The organism is Xenorhabdus hominickii, assembly GCF_002632725.1.
Taxonomy (GTDB): Bacteria; Pseudomonadota; Gammaproteobacteria; order Enterobacterales; family Enterobacteriaceae; genus Xenorhabdus; species Xenorhabdus hominickii.
Map to the genome: position 1 here is coordinate 1 of NZ_NJAI01000084.1, position 709 is coordinate 709.

Here is a 709-nt window from a genome sequence, read left to right on the forward strand (position 1 = left end):
TCAGGATGCCCTCGCCGCTGACCCTTACCGCCAAGCCACTCATGCCCGCCGGGAAGCCGAAGAGCAACTCCAGCGCCAGATTGCCGCCAGCGATATCCAGAGCACCGAAGAAGTTGTGCGTCGCAAGCAGGAAATTCAGTTCAGCTATCTCAGTGCGGTAGCGGAGGCCAATCAGCGCAACGCGGTCTCTCCCGGTGCGGAATTGGCCGGCAATGTCGATCCGTTGCAGGACCTCCAGAACCAACTGGAGAAACGGAAGGCACTGATTCAGACCTATGCAACCGAGACCCTGATCACCGAACAGCGCAAAAATGAATTACTGATCGCCGCTGATAACGAGACGAATCAGCGCCGTTATGATGCGGCCATGCAACTCTACACCAGTCAGGGACGGCTACAGAAAATGACGATGGATTTATTTACTGTCACCAAGGAGCGCATGACCAATATGTTAACGGGTATGTTAACCGGTACCCAGACCTTCAAAGAGGGCATGGCTAATCTGTTCTCTTCTCTGACTCAGAGCATCATTCAGAATCTGGTCGATATGGCGGCACAAGCCATCCTGACCAACACCGTATTAAAAGCGGTGATGGGGATTGCGGGCGGTGTTGCCGGAGGCGCGATGGCAGGGGCGGGTGCAGTGGCAGGAACAGCGGCCAATACGGGCGCTATGGGGATGTCCACCAGTTGGCAGGCATATGTGGCA

At 55.7% G+C, this 709-nt stretch carries 1 pseudogene; it reads left to right on the top strand.

Going from position 1 to position 709, the window contains the following annotated elements:
- A pseudogene (locus tag Xhom_RS31775) lies at positions 1 to 709 on the top strand (tape measure protein); the annotation flags it as partial.